Annotated in this window: 16 protein-coding genes; 5 read left to right on the top strand and 11 right to left on the bottom strand. The window is 71.0% G+C overall.

Annotated features, from left to right (window positions below; translation table 11 throughout):
• Positions 1-72: 72 nt before the first annotated feature.
• The 6 genes from TR42_RS00685 to rpsD all read right to left on the bottom strand — a co-directional run bounded on the left by TR42_RS00685 (position 73) and on the right by rpsD (position 7,673).
• Positions 73-1,731 (bottom strand): GspE/PulE family protein, encoded by a 1,659-nt coding sequence (locus TR42_RS00685; protein WP_042212077.1) that lies wholly within the window; start codon positions 1,729-1,731, stop codon positions 73-75.
• Between the two features lie 68 nt (positions 1,732-1,799).
• The gene (locus TR42_RS00680) at positions 1,800-2,636 is read right to left on the bottom strand and encodes a shikimate dehydrogenase (RefSeq protein WP_042212076.1); all 837 of its coding nucleotides are present in this window, start codon (positions 2,634-2,636) and stop codon (positions 1,800-1,802) included.
• Between the two features lies 1 nt (position 2,637).
• Positions 2,638-3,768: an endolytic transglycosylase MltG gene (gene mltG, locus TR42_RS00675; protein ID WP_042212467.1), complete on the bottom strand. Its 1,131-nt coding sequence runs from the start codon at positions 3,766-3,768 to the stop codon at positions 2,638-2,640.
• Complete coding sequence (gene ruvX / locus TR42_RS00670) at positions 3,761-4,228, bottom strand: Holliday junction resolvase RuvX (protein ID WP_042212073.1); 468 nt, start codon at positions 4,226-4,228, stop codon at positions 3,761-3,763. Before ruvX ends, mltG begins: the two co-directional genes overlap by 8 nt.
• Complete coding sequence (gene alaS, locus TR42_RS00665) at positions 4,221-6,893, bottom strand: alanine--tRNA ligase (RefSeq protein WP_042212072.1); 2,673 nt, start codon at positions 6,891-6,893, stop codon at positions 4,221-4,223. The genes ruvX and alaS overlap by 8 nt, the downstream gene beginning before the upstream one ends.
• A gap of 153 nt (positions 6,894-7,046) precedes the next feature.
• Positions 7,047-7,673 (bottom strand): 30S ribosomal protein S4, encoded by a 627-nt coding sequence (gene rpsD, locus TR42_RS00660; RefSeq protein ID WP_042212070.1) that lies wholly within the window; start codon positions 7,671-7,673, stop codon positions 7,047-7,049.
• 221 nt (positions 7,674-7,894) lie between these two features.
• Between rpsD and TR42_RS00655 the strand changes: the two genes are divergently transcribed.
• On the top strand, positions 7,895-8,188 hold the full coding sequence (locus tag TR42_RS00655; RefSeq protein WP_042212068.1) for a DUF4287 domain-containing protein: 294 nt from the start codon (positions 7,895-7,897) through the stop codon (positions 8,186-8,188).
• On the opposite strand, the gene TR42_RS00650 is transcribed toward TR42_RS00655, so the two are convergent.
• Both TR42_RS00650 and TR42_RS00645 read right to left on the bottom strand, forming a co-directional pair.
• A complete protein-coding gene (locus TR42_RS00650; RefSeq protein ID WP_042212066.1) occupies positions 8,182-9,510 on the bottom strand; it encodes a replication-associated recombination protein A in 1,329 nt (442 codons plus the stop codon). The two genes, TR42_RS00655 and TR42_RS00650, sit on opposite strands and share 7 nt — an antisense overlap.
• 47 nt (positions 9,511-9,557) lie before the next feature.
• Positions 9,558-10,610, bottom strand: a complete 1,053-nt coding sequence (locus TR42_RS00645; RefSeq protein ID WP_042212065.1) for an SH3 domain-containing protein — start codon at positions 10,608-10,610, stop codon at positions 9,558-9,560.
• A 206-nt stretch (positions 10,611-10,816) separates the two neighbouring features.
• Between TR42_RS00645 and TR42_RS00640 the strand changes: the two genes are divergently transcribed.
• The gene (locus TR42_RS00640; protein WP_042212063.1) at positions 10,817-13,063 is read left to right on the top strand and encodes an MMPL family transporter; all 2,247 of its coding nucleotides are present in this window, start codon (positions 10,817-10,819) and stop codon (positions 13,061-13,063) included.
• Between the two features lie 10 nt (positions 13,064-13,073).
• Here TR42_RS00640 and TR42_RS00635 read toward each other — a convergent pair whose 3' ends face one another.
• The gene (locus tag TR42_RS00635; protein ID WP_042212061.1) at positions 13,074-13,967 is read right to left on the bottom strand and encodes a LysR family transcriptional regulator; all 894 of its coding nucleotides are present in this window, start codon (positions 13,965-13,967) and stop codon (positions 13,074-13,076) included.
• A gap of 72 nt (positions 13,968-14,039) precedes the next feature.
• Here TR42_RS00635 and TR42_RS00630 point away from each other — a divergent pair, with 72 nt between their 5' ends.
• Entirely contained in the window at positions 14,040-14,954 is a 915-nt protein-coding gene (locus TR42_RS00630; protein WP_042212059.1) for an EamA family transporter, read from the top strand.
• 190 nt (positions 14,955-15,144) lie between these two features.
• Here TR42_RS00630 and aspS read toward each other — a convergent pair whose 3' ends face one another.
• Positions 15,145-16,914: an aspartate--tRNA ligase gene (gene aspS, locus TR42_RS00625; RefSeq protein WP_042212058.1), complete on the bottom strand. Its 1,770-nt coding sequence runs from the start codon at positions 16,912-16,914 to the stop codon at positions 15,145-15,147.
• Positions 16,915-16,972: 58 nt separating this feature from the next.
• Positions 16,973-18,334 (bottom strand): histidine--tRNA ligase, encoded by a 1,362-nt coding sequence (hisS, locus tag TR42_RS00620; RefSeq protein ID WP_042212055.1) that lies wholly within the window; start codon positions 18,332-18,334, stop codon positions 16,973-16,975.
• 67 nt (positions 18,335-18,401) lie between these two features.
• Between hisS and TR42_RS00615 the strand changes: the two genes are divergently transcribed.
• Together TR42_RS00615 and TR42_RS00610 are read left to right on the top strand one after the other, a co-directional pair.
• Positions 18,402-19,208, top strand: coding sequence for a peptidylprolyl isomerase (locus TR42_RS00615; RefSeq protein WP_042212053.1), 807 nt, complete (start codon positions 18,402-18,404; stop codon positions 19,206-19,208).
• Complete coding sequence (locus tag TR42_RS00610; RefSeq protein WP_042212051.1) at positions 19,205-20,680, top strand: DUF349 domain-containing protein; 1,476 nt, start codon at positions 19,205-19,207, stop codon at positions 20,678-20,680. Before TR42_RS00615 ends, TR42_RS00610 begins: the two co-directional genes overlap by 4 nt.
• Positions 20,681-20,786: the final 106 nt, after the last annotated feature.

The following is a 20,786-nucleotide window of genomic DNA, read 5'->3' as shown; positions in this document are numbered from 1 at the left end:
CATGTGTCATATCGGAATATTTCACCTGGTGCTTTAACTGGAGTTCAGAAGGTTCCCCGCACGGCCTGTGAGTTATTTCACAACGCGGAGAAGCTCCTCGACCGAGGTAGAACCGTCCATGACCTTGGCCCAGCCGTCCTCGATGAGCGTCTGCATCCCCGCCGCGCGGGCCTCCAGAGCGATCTCCGCCGAGGACGCGCGGGCCACCGCGAGGCGCTCGATCTCCTCGTTGACCGGCATGATCTCGTGCAGCGCGAGGCGCCCGCGGTAACCGGTCTGCGAGCAGCTCGAGCAGCCCACCGGACGCATGAGCGTCGGCACGCTCGAGCCCTCCCACGAGAAGCGCTCGAGCTCGGCGTCGCCGGGCGTGTACTCCTCCTTGCACTTCGGGCACAGCCGGCGCGCGAGTCGCTGGGCGACCACGCAGTCGACGGCCGAGCCCACGAGGAACGGCTCGATGTCCATCTCCGTGAGTCGCGTGATGGCGGAGGGGGCGTCGTTGGTGTGGAGCGTCGACAGCACGAGGTGACCGGTGAGCGCCGCCTCGATCGCGATCTGCGCGGTCTCGCCGTCACGGATCTCACCGAGGAGCACCACGTCGGGGTCGGCTCGGAGGATCGAGCGCAGCGCGCCCGCGAACGTGAGGCCCGCCTTGGGGTTCACCTGCACCTGGTTGATGCCGGGGATGCGGTACTCGACCGGGTCCTCGACCGTGATGACGTTGATCTCGGGACGCGAGACCTGGTTGAGGGTCGCGTACAGCGTGGTCGACTTGCCCGATCCGGTGGGGCCCGTGACGAGGATCATGCCGTACGGCTTGGTGTACGACTCCCGGTAGAGCTCCTGGTTGGCCTCGCGCAGACCCAGGTCCTCGAGGGCCATGGTGGCGGTCGAGTTGTCGAGGATTCGCATGACGATCTTCTCGCCCCACACGGTGGGCAGGCACGCGACGCGGAGGTCGACCTTGCGGCCCTGGTGGGTGACGGACAGACGGCCGTCCTGAGGCTTGCGGCGCTCGGCGATGTCCATGTCCGCCATGATCTTGATGCGCGAGATCATGCCGTTCTGCGTCGACTTGGGCGCACGCTGCATCTCGTGCAGCACGCCGTCGATGCGGTAGCGCACGCGCACATCCGCCTCGGCGGGCTCGATGTGGATGTCGGAGGCGCGGTCCTGGATGGCCTGCGTGATGAGCAGGTTGACGAAGCGCACGATGGGCGCGTCGTCCTCGATGACCGAGCCCATCTCGGAGAGGTCGACCGCGTCGGACTCGTCGCCGATCTCGCCCTGGAGGTTCTGCAGCTCGGCGTCGGAGCGGCAGTACCGGTCGATCGCGGCCTGCAGATCATCGTGCGCCGCGACCACGGGCACCACGCGCCTGCGCGTGATGGTGCCGATGTCGTCGACGGCGACCACGTTGCCGGGGTTCGACATCGCGACCTTGATCATGCCGTCGGCGACCGCGAGCGGCAGCGCGTGGTGACGACGGCACACGGCCTCGGGCACCATCGCGACCGCCGAGCGGTCGACCGGGAAGTCGGCGAGCTCCACGAACTCCATGCCGACCTGGAGTGCGAGAGCGCGCACCAGCTGGCCCTCGGTGATGTAGCCCATCTCGACGAGCGTGCGGCCGAGCGACTGGCCCCGCTGCTGCTGTGCGTCGATCGCCTCGACCAGCTGATCCTCGGTCAGGATCCCATCTTCGAGCAGGATGCTCCCCAGCTGCTTCATCCGAGCTCCCTCCGCGCGCGAACAGTCGTGCGAACCTACCATCGACATCCGACGCGGAAAGTTAAGTGTTACGAATGCAACACCGTGTCGAGCGCGGCCGCCATGGCCTCGACCGGAGCGGGCCGTCCCGTCATGAGGCGCACCTGCTCCCCCGCCTGGTGCAGCAGCATCCGCTCGCCGCCGATGCGGGCCCCACCGCGCGCGGACCACGCCGCGCCGAGTGGGGTCACCAGCGGGTCGTACACCGCGTCCAGCAGCGCGGCGCCCTCCCGCACCTCGGTCAGCGTCGGCGCGAGCGTGGCGCCCGCGTCGGCCGGCACCGTCGACACGACCGCGTCGACGTCGCGCGCCACCGCGGCGACGTCCTCGAGCGCGATGAAGCGCGGTCGGACGCCCATCTTGGTGGCGGCGCGCAGCAGACCGCCTGCGCGACCGCGGTTGCGCACAGCGACGTAGGGCGCCTCGACGCCCATGCCGCCCAGCGCCGCCATCGCCGATGTCGCGGTCGCTCCCCCGCCGACGATCAGCCCCGACGCGGCGCGCGAGACCCCGGCCTCGCGGAACGCGGCCTGGATCCCCCACACGTCGGTGTTGGCGCCGGTGAGCTGGCGCACGCCGCCCAGGTCCTGGATCAGCACCGTGTTGATCGCGCCGACCAGCTTCGCCATGGACTCGACGAAGTCCATGAGCGGCAGCGCCTCGACCTTCAGCGGCATGGTGAGCGACAGCCCGACCCACGCACCGTCGAGCCCGTCGAGGAACCCCCCGAGCCCGCCGGAGCCGACATCGTGGGCGTCGTACTCCCAGTCGAGACCGAGCTCCCGGTACGCGGCCCGGTGCAGCACCGGCGACAGCGAGTGCGCGATCGGGTGTCCGAGGACTCCCGCGCGGCGCGGCCCGCTCACCTCAGGAGTCGTCGGAGTCGGAGTTCGCCGCCACCCAGTCGAGCAGCTCCTGCTTGTAGCCCAGGAACTCGGTGTAGTCGGCCGCGTACTTGGTCTCGCCCGTCTCGAGGTTGACCGTCACGAAGTAGAGGTAGTCCGTCTCGGCCGGGCTCACCGCCGCCGCGATCGACGCCTCACCCGGGCCGGCGATCGGCGTCGGCGGCAGGCCGGTGTTGTCGTACGTGTTGTACGGCGAGTCGACGGCGAGCTCGTCGGAGCTCGCGAACGCGCCCTCCGACTTGGTCACGTACTTGACGGTCGAGTCGAGCTGCAGCGGCATGTCGATGTCGAGACGGTTGTAGATCACCGACGCGATGAGCGGCCTGTCCTCGTCGAGCTTCGCCTCGCGCTCGATCATCGACGCGACGGTGAGCACCGTCTGGCGGTCCTCCGCGGCGACGTCGTACTTGTCGAGCACCGTGATGGTCTGCTCGATCATCCGCGAGAGGACCTCCTGCGGCGTCACGCCCGGGTCGAACTGGTACGTCGACGGGAACAGCCAGCCCTCGAGGTTGCCGTCGGCCTCCTCGGGCAGGCCGAGCGCATCGGTGTTCTCCATCGCGGCCGCGACCTCGTCCTGCGTGGCGCCGGTCAGGTTCGCGATCTGCTGCGTGTAGTAGTCGAGCGTCTTGCCCTCGATGATGGTGATGGAGCGCACGTCGCGGTTCGCCGGGTCGAGAAGCGCCTCGAGCGCGTACTCGGCCTTCATCTCCTTGTGCATGAAGTAGTAGCCGGGCTTGACGGACGAGGCGTCGGGGTTGTCTCCCCACGCCACGAGGAACGCCTGGGTCGAGGCCACCACGCCGGCGTCGTAGAGCGTCGACGCGATGTCCGAGCCGGTCGCGCCGTCCTCGACGATGACCTGGATGTTGCCCTGGCCGGCGCCCTCGTAGTCGAGCACCTCGGTCGACGTCGTCTCGAGGCTCTGCACGAAGTTGAGCGCGACGGAGCCGCCGAGCGCGAACACCACGAGCGCGACTGCGGTCGCGATCAGCGTGAAACGCCGGCGCGCGGCACGGCGCTTGCTGCGCTGAAGGCGGCGCAGGTCCAGCGAGGTCGTCGTCGTCGCCTCGGCCTCGAAAAGGTCAGTCATCATTCCCCTTGCGCGGAACCTCGATCGTCACCGATCCGAGGTTACCGTTCCTGTCAACATCCAAGGCGTTCTCGAGGATCACCACGGCAGCCGCCTGGTCGATGACCTGGCGCTGCTTCTTGGCGTTCCGGCCCGCGCTGCGCATCGCCTGCGAGGCGGTGGCGGTCGAGAAGCGCTCGTCGATCAAACGAACGCTCGCGGAGGTCAGTTCCGCGAGCCGCGCCGCGAACGCTCGTGCGTCCTCGGCGCTGGTGCCCTCCTGGCCGGAGAGCTTGCGCGGCAGGCCGACGAAGATCGTGACCGCACCGCGCTCCACAGCAATTCTCGCGACGGCCTCGACGTCCCCGTCGCCCCGCTGCACGGTGTCGACGGGGAACGCCATGAGGCCGTCGGGGTCGGACGCCGCCACGCCGATGCGGACGGTGCCGACGTCGACCCCGAGGCGCGCGCCCTTAAGCACGCGCCGCCACGGTCGCGGTGACGGCCTCGAGGGCCGCCGGGATCTGCGTCGCATCCTGGCCGCCACCCTGCGCGAGGTCCGGCTTGCCGCCGCCTCCGCCACCCAGGATGGACGATGCGGCCTTGACGAGGTCGCCCGCGCGCAGGCCGGCGTCGCGCGCCGGCGCGTTGGTGGCGATCACGATCTGCGGGCGGCCGTTGATCTCCGCCGCGATGGCGACGACGGCCGGAGCCGACTCGCCGAGGCGCGCGCGCACATCGGTGACGACGCTGCGGAGGTCGTCCGCATCGGCGGCGTTCTCCGACACGTGCGTGACCACGCGGATGCCCGACACGTCGACCGCCTTGTCCACCAGCCCCGCAGCCACCTGCTGCATCGCCTGCTGGCGGTAGCCCGCGAGCTGCTTCTCCGCCTCGGCGAGGCGCTCGAGCACCTTCTCGACGCGGCCCTTGAGCTCGCCCGGCTGCACCTTGAGGGTCGAGGTGAGCTCGGACACGAGCGCACGCTCGGCGGCGAGCTTCTGGAAGGCCTCGATGCCCACGAAGGCCTCGATGCGGCGGGAGCCCGAGCCCACGGAGGACTCGGTCGATAGCGCGACGAGCCCGACCTGGCTCGAGTGCTCGACGTGCGTGCCGCCGCAGAGCTCGCGCGACCAGGGGCCGCCGATCTCGATGACGCGGACCGTCTCGTCGTACGTCTCGCCGAAGAGCGCGACGGCGCCCCACTCCTTGGCCTCGGGCAGCGTCATGTGCTGAGCCGTGACGCCGAGGTCCGCGCGGATCGCCCGGTTGGTGACCTCCTCGATCTCGGAGCGGGTCTCGACGGACAGCGCCGAGGGCCACGAGAAGTCGAGGCGCAGGTAGCCGGGCTTGTTGTACGAGCCGGACTGGAGGGCGTCGGGACCGAGCACCTCGCGCAGCGCGGCGTGCAGCAGGTGCGTGCCGGAGTGCGCCTGGCGGGCGCCGATGCGCCACTCGGGGTCGACCTCGGCCGAGACCTGGTCGCCCTGAGCGACCTCGCCCTCGACCACGGTGCAGGTGTGCACGATGAGGCCCTTGACCGGACGCTGGACGTCGATGACCTCGAGCGTGCCGTGCGCCGAGCGGATCACACCCGAGTCGGCCTCCTGGCCACCGGACTCCGCGTAGAACGGGGTCTGCGGGAGGACCACCTCGACGGTCTCGCCCTGCTGCGCGACCGGCACGGACACGCCGTCCTTGATGAGCGCGGTGATCTCGGTGGCGGTGGTGAGCTCCTGGTAGGCACGGAACTCGGTGAGTCCCTCGGCCTCCTTGATCCCGTTGTAGACGCCCACGTCCGCGTGGCCGCCCTTCTTGGCCTTCGCGTCGGCGCGGGCGCGCTCCTTCTGCTCCTTCATGAGCTCGCGGAACTTCGCCTCGTCGACCTGGATGCCCTGCTCGGCGGCCATCTCGAGGGTGATGTCGATCGGGAAGCCGTAGGTGTCGTGGAGCGTGAACGCGTCCGTGCCGGACAGCGCCTTGTCGCCCGCCTTCTTCACCTGAGCGACGGCCGTGTCGAAGATCGTGGTGCCGGCGACGAGGGTGCGACGGAACGCGTCCTCCTCGTTGTACGCGATCGCCTCGATCTTGGCGCGGTTCGCCGCGAGCTCGGGGTAGGTGGCGCTCATCGCGTCGATGGACGCGGGCAGCAGCTCGGGCATGGTGCGCTCGTCGACACCGAGGAGCTTCATCGCACGCACGGAGCGGCGCAGCAGGCGGCGCAGCACGAAGCCGCGGCCCTCGTTGCCGGGGGTGACGCCGTCGCCGATGAGCATGAGCGCGGAGCGGACGTGGTCGCCGACCACGCGCATGCGAACGTCGTCGTCGCCGCCGGCACCGTAGGTCTTGCCGGAGAGCTCCTGGGCCTTCGCGATGACCGGGAAGACCTCGTCGGTCTCGTACATGTTCGCGACGCCCTGCTTGAGGTACGCGATGCGCTCGAGCCCGGCGCCGGTGTCGATCGCCTTCTGGTCGAGCTCCCGGATGAGCGGGTAGTCCTTGCCGGCGCCCTCGCCGCGCAGGTACTGGTCGAACACGAGGTTCCAGATCTCGAGGTAACGGTCGCCGCCCGGGTCGACGGTGCCGCCCACGGCCTCGGGGCCGAACTCGGGGCCGCGGTCGTAGTGCCACTCGGCGCACGGTCCCGCGGGACCCGGCTGGCCGGTGTCCCAGAAGTTCTCCTCACGGGTGAGGCGGACGATGCGCGACTCGTCGACGCCGACGTTCTTGAGGTGCGAGATCGCCTCCGCGTCCTCGTTCCACACCGTCACCCAGAAGCGCTCGGGGTCGAAGCCCAGGTTGCCCTCCGCCTCGGGTCCCGTGAGGAACTCGTAGGCGTAGTTGATGGCGCCTTCCTTGAAGTAGTCGCCGAACGAGAAGTTGCCCAGCATCTGGAAGAAGGTGCCGTGGCGGGTGGTCTTGCCGACCTCCTCGATGTCCTTGGTGCGGATGCACTTCTGGACCGAGGCGATGCGAGGGTGCGGGGAGGTGTCGGTCCCGATGATGTACGGGATGAACGGCACCATGCCGGCGACGGTGAACAGCAGCGAGGGATCGGGCGACACGAGCGAGGCGCTCGGTGCGATGTGGTGGTCGTTCTTCGCGAAGTAGTCGACCCACCGCTTGGCGATCTCAGAGGTCTGCATGCTTGGTTCTCAGTCCTTCTCGTGTCCGGGACGCGGGGCGCGATGCGCGCCTGGTCCACCCTGCATCGTGCAGAAAAGCCGCGGTGCACCACCCCGGAGGGCGGCGCACCGCGGCCACTGCTGGTGGGCCCGCGAGGGCCTCACCGGTGCGCTTTAGCGAGCGTAGTACTCGACGACCAGCTGCACGTCGCAGGTCACGGGGACCTCGGCGCGCTTCGGGCGGCGGACCAGCGTGGCGGTGAGCTTCTCAAGCGTGACGTTGAGGTACTCGGGCACCTGGGGCAGCACGTCGCGGTGAGCACCGGCGGCGGCGGCCATGTAGGGCTCCATGGTGACGGCCTTGGGCTTGACCTGGATGGTCTGGCCCGGCTTCACGCGGAACGAGGGGCGGTCGACGATCTTGCCGTCCACGAGGATGTGGCGGTGCAGAACCGACTGACGGGCCTGGAGGATCGTGCGGGCGAAGCCGGCACGGAGCACCAGGGCGTCGAGACGCATCTCGAGAAGCTCGACGAAGTTCTCACCGGTCAGACCGGTCTCCTTCTTGGCCTCGGCGTAGGTCGAGGTCATCTGCTTCTCGCGAAGGCCGTACTGCGCGCGAAGACGCTGCTTCTCGCGCAGACGCACGGCGTAGTCGCTCTCCTTGCGGCGGGCGGTGCGGCCGTGCTCGCCCGGGGGGTACGGGCGCTTCTCGAAGTGCTTGACGGCCTTCGGGGTCAGGGCGATCCCGAGGCTGCGCGACAGGCGGACCTGGCGACGTGCCTTCTGAACAGAGGTCATGATTTCCTTCACAGCTCCCGGCGCGCGCGGATGCGCACCGGAAAATGATCGTATGTGCTGAGTTCGCGGCGACAGCAGCCAACCGTCCGCGAGGGCTCATCAACTATACCAGGCCGTCGCCTTCCGCCGAAGAGGCGATCCGCGGTCGAGCTCGGCGTGTCGCGGCGTCGCGGTGGTAGACCTGTGTCGATCGGCCCCGACGATCACGACAGGAGCATCTCATGTCCTTCCAGGCGTACCTCGACGCGGTCGAGACGAAGACCGGCCTCACCCCGGGGCAGCTGCTCGACATCGCGACAGCCAAGGGCTACGGCCCCGGCACCAAGGCCGCGCCGATCCTCGCGTGGCTCAAGGACGACTACGGCCTGGGCCGCGGCCACGGCATGGCGATGGTCCACGTCATCACCAAGGGCGACCGGATCGCCGCGACCCATGTCGACTCCGGAGGCACGCACTCCGATCCCAAGGATCGTCTCTGGCTCGACGGCAAGGACTCGAAGCCAGAGGGCTACTGACCGCGGCCGAGCATCCCCCGGATGGTCCGCAGCCGCTCGGTGAGGGTGCGCTCGTAGCCGTGCTCGGTCGGCTCGTAATAACGCGAGCCGCGCAGCGTCTCGGGGAGGTACTCCTGGGCGGCGACGCCGTGCGGCGCATCGTGCGCGTACAGGTACGTGGTCCCGTGCCCCAGGCGTTCCGCTCCCGCGTAGTGCGCATCGCGCAGGTGCTCCGGCACCACGCCGGCCTTGCCGGCGCGCACGTCGGCGATGGCCGCGTCGATGGCCCGGTACGCGCGGTTGGACTTGGGCGCGCTCGCCAGGTAGGTGGTGGCCTCCGCGAGGACGATGCGCCCCTCGGGCATCCCGATGAAGCTCACCGCCTCGGCGGCGGCCTGGGCGATCACGAGGCCCTGGGGGTCCGCCATGCCGATGTCCTCGGCCGCGAGGATCACGAGCCTGCGCGCGATGAAGCGGGGGTCCTCCCCCGCGACCACCATGCGTGCGAGGTAGTGCAGCGCCGCGTCGACGTCGGAGCCGCGCACCGACTTGATGAAGGCGCTGATGACGTCGTAGTGCTGGTCGCCCGACTTGTCGTACGCGACGAGCGCGGCGTCCATCGTGGCCTCGGCTAGCGCGGAGGTGATGACGCCGCCGGGGCCCGCCGCCTGCGCGATCGACTCGAGCAGCGTGAGCGCCTTGCGCGCGTCGGCGCCCGCGACGCGGAGGATGTGGTCGCGCGCCTCGTCCTCGAGCGTGACCGAGCCGCCGAGCCCACGGTCCTCCTCGACCGCGCGTGCGAGCAGCGTCGCGATGTCGGTCGAGGCGAGCGGCTGGAGCACCAGCAGGAGCGACCGGGACAGCAGCGGGCCGACCACCGAGAACGACGGGTTCTCGGTGGTCGCGCCGACGAGCGTGACCCACCGGTTCTCGACGGCCGGGAGCAGCGCGTCCTGCTGGCTGCGCGTGAAGCGGTGGATCTCGTCGATGAAGAGCACCGTCTCGCGCTCCCCCGTCGCGATGCGCCGCTTGGAGTCCTCGACCACCGCCCGCACGTCCTTGACGCCCGCGGTCACCGCGGACAGCTCGACGAACCGTCGGTTGCCCGCGACCAGGTACGCGAGCGTGGTCTTGCCGGTGCCTGGCGGCCCCCAGAGGACCACCGAGGTCGCCGGCGCGGACTCGCCGATGAGGCGCCTCAGCGGCGACGCCTCGGTCAGCAGATGCTGCTGACCGACGACCTCGTCGAGGGCGCGCGGCCGCATCCGCACCGCGAGCGGCGCGTTGCCGAGCGTCTCCGGCACGCCGGAGGCGTCGGTACGCGCCGCATCGAACAGATCCACGGGGACAGCGTAGGCGCTGGTTCAGACGCCGGGCGTCGCCCGGCGCGTCAGCGGGTCGCCCAGGCGTAGTCCCACGGGTCGTACACCGCGTTGACGTCGACGAGCGCACGCTTGCGGTAGAAGACGCCGCGCGTGAGCGAGCCGGTGCCGGAGGTCGTGTTGCCCTCGACGAGCCAGACGTAGTCGCCGGAGACGTGGTCCACCGTGCCGGTGTGGGTGGGCCCCTCGTAGGGGTACCAGTCGAGCAGCACCACGTCGCCGCGCTTCAGCTCGCTTGCCCGGGGCGTGGTGTCGAGCACGCCGGCCTTGCGGAGATCGGCGACGTAGTCCTTGAACCGGTCGCGCTTGGGCACGCCGGCCGCATAGCCGATCCTGTCGAAGGACCAGGAGACGAAGACCGAGCACCAGGCGTTGTTGCCGCCGATCCAGTCGTTGAACTTGTTGGTGCGCCACGCCGGCTCCCGGTAGCCGACCTGGGAGTGCTGGAGCGCGAGCAGCGCCTCACGATCGAAGTATCCGCCGACGCTGACCTTCTTCCGGAACGTCCACGCGTAGGTGTCGCCGAACTTGATCAGCCACCACCCGTTGCGACGGATGTTCTGGAAGATGCCCTTGGTTCCCGCGGGGACCGTCGCCTTGACGCGGTAGTTCTTGCCCGGGCCCGAGCGGAGCTGGAGGTCGTCCTCGACCGTCCACACGCGGGTCGGGTCGGGCGTCGGCTTGTAGGCCGTGAGGAACCTCCACGGCGTCCAACCCTTGACTCCGCCGATCTCGACCTCGATCCAGCCGGAGCGGCCCCGACCCGTCGCGGTGACGCGGGCACGCTTGTAGCCGATCGCGACCTCGCGGGTCGAGGTGGCCGGACCGGCGCGGAACTTGCGCTCCTCAACCTTGACCCAGAGCGACGTGCCGGCCGGCACGTTCTGCGAGGTGATCTCACGGCCCAGGAGGGCCGTCGAGACTCCGGCTGCCGGAAGCGTCGTGCCGGAGGCGACCGCGGTCGCGGCCGTCGCGGGCGGAGCGAGCACCAGCGCCGCGGCGGCGACGAGGACTGCTGCGATGGCGCGGCCTGTGCGCGCGTGCGTGATGGGGACTGTCATGCGGATCTCCGATCGGCGGGTTGGCCCTCAGATGGCGGTCGACTCGTATTCGATCAGCCCGCTCGGCACCTGTGTCGCAGCCCCTCGCCACGCCTCGCATCCAGCGGACGCGAGCAGAGTAGCAAAGACCTTGGTCCCGACCTGCTCACCGCCCCGACCCCGGAAGCTCGCCGTCATCGGCGCATGCGGGCTCGTACGCTGGCCCCATGGGGGGCTTCGCTCGGTTGGGGCGGCTCATCGCCCGCGCGCCCGGCACCGTGGTGCTGCTCGCGGTGCTCGGCACCGTCGGGCTCTACGCGCTCGCCACGCTCGGGGTGAACGGCGAGGGCCTGTTCCAGCGCGTCTCCACCGGTCCGCCCCTGGTCGAGGGCAGCGAGTCGTGGGAGGTCTACCAGGCCTTCTCCCGCACCGCGGACGATGCGGAGGGCCCGGGTCTGACCTCGTACGTCCAGGACGTCGCCCTGGACGATGCGGCGGTCGCGGCCGCCGTCGAGGACGCCGCGACGCGGATCGCCGCGATCGACCCGGTGAGCGCGGTGGTCTCGCCGTTCGGCGCGGTGCCCGGCCCCGCATTCGACCCGTCCGCGGCGCAGGCGGGTGCCAGCCGCGATCTCGCGAACGAGCTGATCGACGTCCACGGCACCGGATTCCTCATCGATGTGACCTTCGCCACGTTCGGCGACGAGGACCCCCTCGCGACCCACGAGGAGATCGTGGCCATCGTCGACGAGGCGGTGGCAGGCATGCGCGCCACCCAGCCCGACGCCCACGTGCAGTCGTACTCCGACCCGCTGGTCTTCGACGACTTCACCGTGCAGCTCGAGGAGGACCTCGTCACGGGCGAGCTCATCGCGCTGCCCGCCGCGCTGGTGGTGATGGTCTTCGTCTTCGGCGGGTTCCTCGCGGCGGCGACGCCGCTCACCGGCGCGATCGCCTCGATCGCGGGCGGGCTCGCGGTGCTGTACGGGTTCTCGTTCCTGCTCGACCTCGATCAGAGCGCGGTCAACGTGGTGACGGTGCTGGGCATCGGGCTCTCGATCGACTACGGCCTGCTCATCGTGTCGCGCTTCCGGGAGGAGCTCCACCGCATCGGCGGCGATCCGCGGGACGCCCGCGCGGAGGCGCTCGCGCACGCGATGGCCACCGCCGGGCGGACGGTCGCGTTCTCCGGCGTGGTCGTGGCGATCTCGGTGGGCGGGATGGTGCTCTTCGATCCCGAGCTCATGAAGGGCTTCGGCGGCGCCGCGCTCGGCGTGGTGACCACCGCGATGATCGCGGCGCTCACCATCGTGCCCGCGGTGCTCTTCCTGCTCGCCCCGCGCATCACCAGGCCGGGCCTGCCGTCGCGCATCCCCGGGCTGCGCCGGATCATGGCGGCGACATCCAACGTCGATCGCGAGGAGGGGGCCTTCTCGCGCCTCGCCGGGTGGGGTCAGAGGCGCCCGTGGCTCGTGGTGATCGGGGCGACGGCGCTGCTGCTCACGCTCGCCTCCCCTGTGCTCGGCCTCACGCTCAAGAACTCGGACATCGAGGCGCTGCCCGTCGGCAACGAGCGCCGCGACTACTACGACGCCTTCCGCGAGGGCTTCCCCGACCTCACCGAGCCCGCCGTCTGGGCGCACACCACCGAGGACCCGGGTGCCCTCGACTCCTGGCTCGCCGCCGCGGCCGAGGTCCCGCATGTCGTCACGGTCGAGGAGCCGGTCCTGCGCGGCGGCGACACCTTCGTCGGGATCCGCGTCGACAGCCCCGATCCCACGGGCGCGGAGGCCGTCGCGGCCGTGGAGGGCGTGCGCACGATCGACGCCCCGGTCGAGGTCGACGTCGGCGGCGCGGCCGCGACCGAGATCGACTTCGTCGACGCCATCGTCGAGGGCGCGCTCATCGCGGGCGGCGTGGTGGTCGCCGCGACCTTCGTGCTGCTGTTCCTCATGACCGGCTCGCTCCTGGTGCCGGTGAAGACGCTGGTGATCAACTCGCTGTCGCTGCTCGCGACCCTCGGCGTGGTGATGTGGATCTTCGGCGAGGGCCATCTCGAAGGGGTGCTCGGGTACGCGTCCATCGGCGGCATCGACACGTACGTCGCGGTGATCATCGTGGCGTTCGGGTTCGGGCTCGCGATGGACTACGAGGTCTTCCTGCTGTCCCGGGTCAAGGAGTACTACGACGCGGGCGAGGACAACGACGCCGCGGTGCGGAAGGGGCTGCAGCGCTCGGGCCGGATCATCACCTCGGCCGCCGCGGTCATCGTGCTGGTCTTCCTCGGCTTCGCACTCGGCGACCTGCTCATGATCAAGGAGGTGGGCGTGGGCCTGGCCTTCGCGGTGCTGCTGGACGCGACCGTGGTCCGGATGCTCCTAGTGCCCGCCACCATGACCCTGCTGGGCGACTGGAACTGGTGGGCGCCGGGCCCGCTCAGACGCCTGCACGACCGCATCGGCCTGCGGCACTGAGCGCGCGTGCTCAGCTGAGCGTGCGGCCGATCTCGACCAGGCGGTCGAGCACCGCGCTCACCGCGCGTCGCTCGACACGGTCCTGCCGTCCGATCGCGACGATGCGGCGCACCGCCCCGACGCCCGTGAGCGGCACGAGCCGGTAGGCCGGCGACGGCGGGGTCGAGAACCGCGGGAGCAGCGCGAGCCCGAGGCCGCGGCTCACCAGCGACTCGACGAGCCGGTTGTCGCGTATCTCGACGATGCGCTCGATCGCGGTCCCGGTCTCCCGCTCGATCGACTCGAGCACCGTGGCGAACGGGTACCCGCGCGGCACGGCGATCCAGCGGTACCCGGCCACCTCGACCGGAGCGAGCACGTCGTGCGCCGCGAGCGGATGGTCCGCCGGGACCGCGACGTCGATCGGCTCCCGCGCGACCACGCGCGAGAACAGGCCCTCCGCCCCCGTCGGGACGTCCGCGCTGAGGCTGTGGGCGATGACAAGGTCGTGATCGAGCGTCCGGCCCGCGTAGTCAGCCTCGGCCAGGTCGAAGTCCTCGAGCACGATGCTCAGCCGCGTCCCGACCAGCCGCGCCATGAGCGACGGCAGCAGCGCCGCACCGGCGCTCGGCAGCGTGCCGATCCGGACGACGCCGCTCGGCTCTCCCCTGCCCGCGTCGAGGGCGGCCTCGACGCGCGCGAGCGATGCGAGCACATCGTCCGCGCCGTCGGCGAGGATCTCGCCGGCCCAGGTGAGCCGCAGCCCTCGCGACACCGGCTCGACGAGCGCGACCCCCAGCTCGCGCTCGGCGGTGCGCAGCTGCTGCGACAGGGCCGAGGGCGTGCGGAAGGTCGCCGCGGCGACGGCGCCGAGCGTGCCGCGCTCGCGCAGCTCGCGGAGCAGCTCGAGGTGCCGAATCTCCATGAAGGCACCCTACACATTCACTTCACGACAATTCGCTGGTGCTGAACGTTCTGGCGGCATGAGACTGGCGCCATGCCCCTCCGTCATCTCGCGCTCGCCGTGCTCGTCGCCGTGATCTGGGGCGTCAACTTCGTCGCGATCCGCGCCTCGCTCGACGTGTTCCCCCCGCTGCTCCTCGTGGCGCTGCGCTTCGCGATCATCGCGATCCCTACCGTGCTCCTGGTGCCGCGCCCCCAGGTCCCGCTGCGCTGGCTGCTCGGCTACGGCCTCGGCTTCGGGACCATGCAGTTCCTCTTCCTCTACCTCGGCATGCACGCGGGCTTCCCCACCGGGCTGTCGTCGCTGGTCCTGCAGGCCTCGGCACCCTTCACGGTGGTTCTCGGCGCCGTGCTGCTGCGCGAGCGGCTCGGCGCCCGTCGCATCGTGGGCGTGACCGCGGCGGTCGCGGGGCTCGCCGTCGTGGGCATGAGCTACGGCGCCTCGGCCCCGGTCGGACCGTTCCTGCTGGTGCTGCTCGGCGCGCTCGGGTGGGCGCTGGGCAACCTCGCGAGCCGGCAGGCGCGCGCCGAGAAGCCGCTCCACCTGGTGCTGTGGATGTCCGTGGTCCCGCCGCTGCCGATGCTCGCGCTGTCGCTGACGATCGAAGGACCCGCCGCGATCGGCGAGGCGTTCGCCTCGTCCGCCTCCATCGCCGCGATCCCCGCCTGGCTGGGGCTCGCCTACACGATCGTGCTGGGCACGCTCGTCGGCTCCGGGATCTGGGTATGGCTGATGGCGCGCCATCCCGCCTCGACGGTCGCACCGTTCTCGATGCTGGTGCCCGTCGTGGGGATCGCGACCGCCTGGGTGGCGCTGGGCGAGCGTCCGGGCCTCGGCGAGCTCGCGGGAGGCGTGCTCGTCATCGGCGGGGTCCTGTGGGCGTCCCGCACGCCGCGCCGGCGCATCGTCCCGGCGCCGCCGCCCCCGATGCGCCTCTCCACACGCTGAGCCCACGAATCGCAGATTCCGCTGCCACCTGCGTCGCGAAGCCCGACGTGGCTGCCCGCAGTTGCAGATCCTGTGTGGACGGCGGTCACGCCGGACAGGTCGGTCGCGCAGGAAATGGCGGCGGGAACGCGAAAGGGCGGGACCCCCGTGGGGATCCCGCCCTCGTTCAGCGTTGCGGTGCGGCGGAGGCTCAGGCCTCGGCGGGCTCCTCGTCCTCGGGGACGAAGTCGACGCCGGCCTCGGCACGCTGCTCCGGCGTGATGGGCGCGGGCGCCGCGGTCAGGGGGTCGTAGCCGCCGCCGGACTTCGGGAACGCGATGACGTCGCGGATCGAGTCGGCCTTGGCGAGCAGCGCGGTGACGCGGTCCCAGCCGAGCGCGATGCCGCCGTGCGGCGGGGCGCCGAACTGGAACGCGTCGAGCAGGAAGCCGAACTTCTCCTGCGCCTCCTCGGCGCCGATGCCCATGACGGTGAAGACACGCTGCTGGACGTCCTGGCGGTGGATACGGATCGAGCCGCCGCCGATCTCGTTGCCGTTGCAGACGATGTCGTACGCGTACGCCGTCGCCGGGCCCGGGTCGGTGTCGAACGTGTCCATGAACTCCGGCTTGGGGCTCGTGAACGCGTGGTGCACGGCGGTCCAGGCCGAGGAGCCCAGGGCGACGTCGTCATCGTCCACGTCGACCGGCTTGAACAGCGGGGCGTCGACCACCCAGCAGAACTCGAAGCGGTCCTCGTCGATGAGGCCGACGCGCTTGGCGATCTCGCCGCGCGCCGCGCCGAGCAGCGCACGCGAGGCGCCCGTCTTGCCGGCCGCGAAGAAGACGCAGTCGCCGGGGTTGGCCCCGACCTTCTCCGCGAGGCCCGCGAGCTCGGACTCGGACAGGTTCTTCGCGACCGGGCCGGTGAGGGTGCCGTCCTCCTGGACCAGCACGTACGCGAGGCCCTTGGCGCCGCGCTGCTTGGCCCACTCCTGCCACGCGTCGAGCACCTTGCGGGGCTGCGAGGCGCCGCCGGGCATGACGACCGCGCCGACGTACTCCGCCTGGAACACGCGGAACGGCGTCTCCTTGAAGTACTCGGTGAGCTCGGTGAGCTCGAGGCCGAAGCGCAGGTCGGGCTTGTCCGAGCCGAAGCGCGCCATCGCGTCCGCGTAGGTGAGGCGCGGGATCGGCAGCGAGACCTCGTAGCCGATGAGCGACCACAGCTCCTTGACGAGCTCCTCGCCCAGGGCGATGACGTCGTCCTGGTCGACGAAGCTCATCTCGATGTCGAGCTGCGTGAACTCGGGCTGGCGGTCCGCGCGGAAGTCCTCATCGCGGTAGCAGCGCGCGATCTGGTAGTAGCGCTCCATGCCCGACACCATGAGCAGCTGCTTGAACAGCTGCGGCGACTGCGGGAGCGCGTACCAGGAGCCGGGCGACAGGCGAGCGGGTACCAGGAAGTCGCGGGCGCCCTCCGGGGTCGAGCGCGTGAGGGTCGGGGTCTCGATCTCGAGGAAGTCGTGACGCTCGAGCACGCGGCGAGCGGCCTTGTTGACCTCGGAGCGCAGCACGATGTTCGCGCGCGGCTGCGGGCGGCGCAGGTCGAGGTAGCGGTGCTTGAGGCGCGCCTCCTCGCCCACGTTGACGTGCTCGTCGATCGGGAACGGCGTGGGGGCCGACTCGTTGAGGATGGTCACGTCCTGGACGTCGACCTCGATCTCGCCCGAGGCCATGTTCGGGTTCGCCGAGCCCTCGGGGCGCAGGCGCACCTCGCCGGTCACCTGGATGACGTACTCGGTCCGGAGCGCGTGCGCGACCTCCTCGCGGATGACGATCTGCGCGAGGCCCGAGGCGTCGCGCAGATCGATGAACGCCACGCCGCCGTGATCGCGGCGGCGGCCCACCCAGCCGGCGAGGGTGACGGTGGCGCCGGCGTCGGCGGCGCGCAGGTTTCCAGCAAGATGCGTGCGGAGCAAGTCAAGGCCTTTCTCTCGCGCGTGTGCCGCGCGATAGGTGTGAAGAGCGGGTATCAGTCTAGCCGCGGACGATGCGCGGGTTCAGGTCCTCGGTCGGGGGCGCCCACGCATCGGCGTCGGCGGGCGTCTGCTCGCCCGAGCGGATGTCCTTGACCTCGCCGTCGAGCGACGTGCCGTCGCCGGCGTCGGGGAACCACACGAACGGGATGCCGCGGCGGTCCGCGTACTGGATCTGCTTGCCGAACTTCGCCGCGTTCGGGGACACCTCGGTCGGGATGCCGCGGGCGCGGAGGCGGTCCGCGATGGCGGACGACGCGGCACGGTGCTCCTCGTCCGTGACGGCGACGAGCACGGCCTGCGGGACCGCGCGGCTCGCGGTCGCGAGGCCGGCGCCCAGCATCCGGCTCACGAGGCGGCTCACGCCGATGGACATGCCCACGCCGGGGAACCCGCCGCCGGCGATGAGCGAGTCGTAGCGCCCGCCCGAGCAGATGGAGCCTAGGTCCTCGTGGCCCTCGAGGAGGGTCTCGTAGACGGCACCCGTGTAGTAGTCGAGGCCGCGCGCGATCCGGAGATCCGCGATCGCGCACTCGGGCACCGCGGCGTTGACGGCGTCGACCAGCACCGCGAGCGACCGGGCGCCCGCCTCGAACTGCGCGCGCGCCTCGTCCGCGCCCTCGACGATCGGACTGTGGTCCCACAGCGCCTCGACCAGGTCCACGAACGAGCTGTCCGGGGTCTGGATCGCGGCGAGCTCGAGGATCGCGTGGATGGCCTCGGCGCTCACGCCCTTGCCGTGGAGCTCCTCGGTGACGCCCTCGGGGCCGATCTTGTCGAGCTTGTCGACGCTGCGCAGCGCCCCGGCGACGTCGACGATGCCGACGCCGCGGTAGAAGCCCTCGACGAGGCCGCGGTTGTTGAGGTGCATGCGCGCGGGCGGCAGCGGCAGCGCGGCGAGGGCGCGCGCCATCACGATCGCGACCTCGGCCTCGAGGTGCTCGGGCAGCCTGTCGCGGCCCACGACGTCGATGTCCGCCTGGTAGAACTCGCGGAAGCGGCCCTCCTGCGGGCGCTCGCCGCGCCAGACCTTCTGGATCTGGAAGCGGCGGAACGGGAACTGAAGACGACCCTGGTTCTCCTCGACGTAGCGCGCGAACGGCACCGTGAGGTCGAAGTGGAGGCCCAGCTTGGCCTCGCGGCCCGCCTGCTCGTCCGCGTTGAGGCGGCCGATCGCGTAGATCTCCTTCGAGGCGTCCGAGTCGCCCGCGAGGCGCTCGACGGGCTCGACCACGCGGGTCTCGATCTCGCCGAAGCCATGGAGCGAGAACACGTCACGGAGCGTTGCGATGACGTGCGCCTCGACGAGGCGCTCCTGGGGTGTCCATTCGGGGAAGCCGGAGAGAGGTTGCACGCGTGCCATGCGGCCATTCTTCCCCATCGCCCCGCCCTAGACTGACCTGGCACATCACCCGTACGGAGAAGGCTCGATGACGACCAAGAAGCAGGCGAAGGCTCAGGCCCTCAAGCGACAGCAGGCATACGAGGAGCGGATCGCCGCGAAGCGCCGCAAGCGGGAGCACGGCATCCGCGTGACCGCGATCGTCGTCATCGCCGCGCTGGTCCTCGGTGGCGGGCTCGCGGTGCTCCTGGTCGCGCTGAACAACGACGGCGGGAGCGATGCCGCCGCCTCCACGGAGGAGAGCACGTCCGAGGCGACCTCCGGCTCGGACATGGACGTCGACGTCGTCTCCGGCTGGGCGGCCTCCGCCGAGCCGCCGGACCCCTCGTACGCCGAGGACCGCACGTGGACCGCGACCCTCGCGACCAGCCAGGGCGACCTGGTGGCCGAGCTCGACGGTGCCGCCGCGCCGCAGGCGGTCGCGAGCTTCGTCGCGCTGGCCGAGGAGGGCTACTTCGACGGGACCGAGTGCCACCGCCTCACCACCGCGGGCATCTACGTGCTCCAGTGCGGGGACCCGACCGCGACCGGCACCGGCGGCCCGAACTACCGCTACGGCCCGATCGAGAACGCTCCCGAGGACGACGTCTACCCGGCGGGCACCATCGCGATGGCCCGCGTGGGCGGCGACGGCGAGTCGATGGGCAGCCAGTTCTTCATTGTCTACGAGGACTCCACCATCCCCTCCGACTCCGCCGGCGGGTACACCGTGCTCGGACAGCTCGTTGACGGGACCGATAAGGTGGTGGCTGTTGCCGACGCAGGCACCATCACCGGGGACACCGACGGTCGCCCGGCCAAGTCCGTCATCGTGAACGAGGTATCCGTCTCATGACCGAGTCGTCCGACGCTTCGGCGCCGCACACCGAGGCCCCCGCGGCCGAGTCCCAGCCCACCCCCGAGACCCCCGTCGAGGAGAGCGCGCCGGCCGCCGAGGCCGCGCCCGCGCCGAAGCCGGCCAAGGCCCCGCGTCCGCGCGCGCCCAAGCCCGGCTCCTTCAAGGCGCCCTCCCCCGCCGCCGTGGCGAAGCAGGCCACCCATCCGGTGGTCGCCGTGCCCGTCGCGGCCGAGGTGCCCACCGAGCGCTTCGAGGAGGCGCTCGCGCACGGCCTGGTCGAGGACGGCAAGGCGTACGTCATCGTCGCCGAGGAGCGGGTCGAGGTCGGCGAGGCCGCCGACGACGACGCGCTGCACGCCTACGCTCACGCGTTCTTCGAGCTGGAGGCCTCGGTCGAGCGCTTCCACGCCCGCCTGTCCTCCGCCGAGCTGTCCCCCAAGGACATCGACGAGTCCGTGGCCGCCATCGAGGCGATCCTCACGCCGCCCAGCGTGGTCGGCGACCTCGACACGCTCGGCGAGCGCTTCGCCGCCGTCAAGGCCGAGGCCGACGAGGTCCGCACCCGCATCCAGGAGGAGCGCCGCGTCGCCCGCGAGGCCGCGGTCGCTGCCCGCGAGGAGATCGTCGTGACCGCCGAGGCGCTCGCGGCCAAGCCCGAGGACCAGGTGCACTGGAAGAACGACACCGCGACCCTGCGCGGCCTGCTCGACCAGTGGAAGGAGGCGCAGCGCAGCGGCGCGCGCATCCCCAAGGACGTCGAGCGCGCGATGTGGGCGCGCTTCACGCACGCCCGCTCCGCCTTCGAGAAGGCCCGCAAGCACCACTTCGCGGAGCTCGACCGGTCCAACGCGGACGTCGCCTCCCGCAAGGAGGCGCTGGTCGCGCAGGCCGAGGAGCTGTCCCGGACCACCGACTGGGATCGCGGGGCCCGGGGCTTCCGCGACCTCATGAACGACTGGCGCACCGCGGGTCGCGGCCGCCGCACCGTGGACGATGCGCTGTGGAAGAGGTTCCAGGCCGCCCAGGACGCGTTCTTCGAGGCGCGTCGCGGGGCCGCGGACGCCGAGGACGAGGCCCTGTCGGGCAACGTCGAGGCCAAGGAGGCCGCGGTCGTCGAGGCCGAGGCGCTGCTGCCCATCAAGGACCTCGCCGCGGTCAAGCAGGCGCTCCACCCGATCCAGGACCGCTTCGAGGCCGCCGGACGCGTGCCTCGCGCGGACATCGCCCGCCTGTCAAAGCGTATGGCGGTGGTCGAGAAGGCCGTGCGCGACGCCGAGGACGCCGAGTGGAACTCGCGCAACCCCGAGCTCGAGGCGCGCGCCACCGGCGCCGCAGCTCAGCTGCTCTCGGCCATCACCGCCCTCGAGGAGGAGATCGCCGAGGCGAAGGCCAAGGGTAGGAGCACCGCGAAGCTGGAGGAGTCGCTCGACGCGCGCAAGGCCTGGCTCAAGCAGATCCAGGCGCTGTAGCCCCGCTCTCCGGACGCCCCGTCACCCCTCAGGGTGGCGGGGCGTCCGTGCATCCCTGCAGTGTCCACAGGGGCTCCCGCGCCGCGCGCAGCCGCGGCACGCTGAC

Origin of the sequence: Demequina mangrovi, assembly GCF_000759715.1 — a bacterium.
Classification (GTDB): Bacteria; Actinomycetota; Actinomycetes; order Actinomycetales; family Demequinaceae; genus Demequina; species Demequina mangrovi.
The sequence above is the reverse complement of the archived record's forward strand: the minus strand, read 5'-3'. Positions and strand labels throughout refer to the sequence as shown.

Coding starts and splice junctions, on each gene's coding strand:
- TR42_RS00685 (WP_042212077.1), bottom strand. CDS start 1,731: ATGAAGCAGCTGGGGAGCATCCTGCTCGAAGATGGGATCCTGACCGAG.
- mltG (WP_042212467.1), bottom strand. CDS start 3,768: ATGACTGACCTTTTCGAGGCCGAGGCGACGACGACGACCTCGCTGGAC.
- alaS (WP_042212072.1), bottom strand. CDS start 6,893: ATGCAGACCTCTGAGATCGCCAAGCGGTGGGTCGACTACTTCGCGAAG.
- rpsD (WP_042212070.1), bottom strand. CDS start 7,673: ATGACCTCTGTTCAGAAGGCACGTCGCCAGGTCCGCCTGTCGCGCAGC.
- TR42_RS00655 (WP_042212068.1), top strand. CDS start 7,895: ATGTCCTTCCAGGCGTACCTCGACGCGGTCGAGACGAAGACCGGCCTC.
- TR42_RS00645 (WP_042212065.1), bottom strand. CDS start 10,610: ATGACAGTCCCCATCACGCACGCGCGCACAGGCCGCGCCATCGCAGCA.
- TR42_RS00640 (WP_042212063.1), top strand. CDS start 10,817: ATGGGGGGCTTCGCTCGGTTGGGGCGGCTCATCGCCCGCGCGCCCGGC.
- TR42_RS00635 (WP_042212061.1), bottom strand. CDS start 13,967: ATGGAGATTCGGCACCTCGAGCTGCTCCGCGAGCTGCGCGAGCGCGGC.
- TR42_RS00630 (WP_042212059.1), top strand. CDS start 14,040: ATGCCCCTCCGTCATCTCGCGCTCGCCGTGCTCGTCGCCGTGATCTGG.
- hisS (WP_042212055.1), bottom strand. CDS start 18,334: ATGGCACGCGTGCAACCTCTCTCCGGCTTCCCCGAATGGACACCCCAG.
- TR42_RS00615 (WP_042212053.1), top strand. CDS start 18,402: ATGACGACCAAGAAGCAGGCGAAGGCTCAGGCCCTCAAGCGACAGCAG.
- TR42_RS00610 (WP_042212051.1), top strand. CDS start 19,205: ATGACCGAGTCGTCCGACGCTTCGGCGCCGCACACCGAGGCCCCCGCG.